Annotated in this window: 2 tRNA genes and 2 rRNA genes; all 4 read right to left on the minus strand. The window is 49.2% G+C overall.

Features of this window, described 5'->3' with window-relative positions:
• Positions 1 to 92, minus strand: a 23S ribosomal RNA gene (locus tag F7R27_RS18570); the annotation flags it as partial.
• Between the two features lie 262 nt (positions 93 to 354).
• Positions 355 to 430, minus strand: a tRNA-Ala gene (locus tag F7R27_RS18575).
• 120 nt (positions 431 to 550) lie between these two features.
• Positions 551 to 627, minus strand: a tRNA-Ile gene (locus F7R27_RS18580).
• Between the two features lie 212 nt (positions 628 to 839).
• Positions 840 to 921 (minus strand): 16S ribosomal RNA (locus tag F7R27_RS18585); the annotation flags it as partial.

A 921-nucleotide genomic window follows, 5' to 3' on the forward strand; every position in this document is an offset into this window, starting at 1 on the left:
TTGCCAGCTCCCCGAAGCTTTTCGCAGGCTACCACGTCCTTCATCGCCTCTGACTGCCAAGGCATCCACCGTGCACGCTTATTCACTTGACCATATAACCCGAAGGCGTCTGTTCAACTGAATGCTTTTTTACGATTGATTCGCCAATTGGCGCTTGTATTGCGTCGACAAAACGCAATCAAGTTTGTTACTTTCTTCAGATCCAGATTGTTAAAGAGCGTTTAAGACCTAAGCCTTAAGAGTTGTTCTGATCCTGTCACCAGGCATCAAACCAAGTCTTAAAACTCATGAGCATAATGTTGTTGTACTGTCGTTACCTTACCGGTGTGACATCTTCGTGAGGTGATCACGAGATGGTGGAGCTATGCGGGATCGAACCGCAGACCTCCTGCGTGCAAAGCAGGCGCTCTCCCAGCTGAGCTATAGCCCCAAGTAATGCTTTCCAGCCTATAACACAGACACCGTCCAGGATTTTGGGTCAGTCAAGGCAAATTCTGAGAACGCATAGTCAACTATGCGACGAGGAATTTAACGCAGAATGACGCAAAATTGGTAGGCCTGAGTGGACTTGAACCACCGACCTCACCCTTATCAGGGGTGCGCTCTAACCAGCTGAGCTACAAGCCTACATCCTGATGTCTTTTTGACTCTGCTCGTCGTTGCAGTCTTCATTCATTCGGTCATGTACTCGCGTACACTCTCTCACTCATTCAGCCTGCGCCTCGATCAGATCCAAAAATCCAATCAGCCTGCCGGCATTGAGCCTAAGCACATCATGCTCTCTTTACGCTTCTGATCAGGTAATACAAGTGAACGCTTGCCAAGGTCTCGCTATCGTTTAAGGAGGTGATCCAGCCCCAGGTTCCCCTAGGGCTACCTTGTTACGACTTCACCCCAGTCATGAATCACACCGTGGTAACC

This window comes from Nitrincola alkalilacustris (genome assembly GCF_008973755.1).
GTDB lineage: Bacteria > Pseudomonadota > Gammaproteobacteria > Pseudomonadales > Balneatricaceae > Nitrincola > Nitrincola alkalilacustris.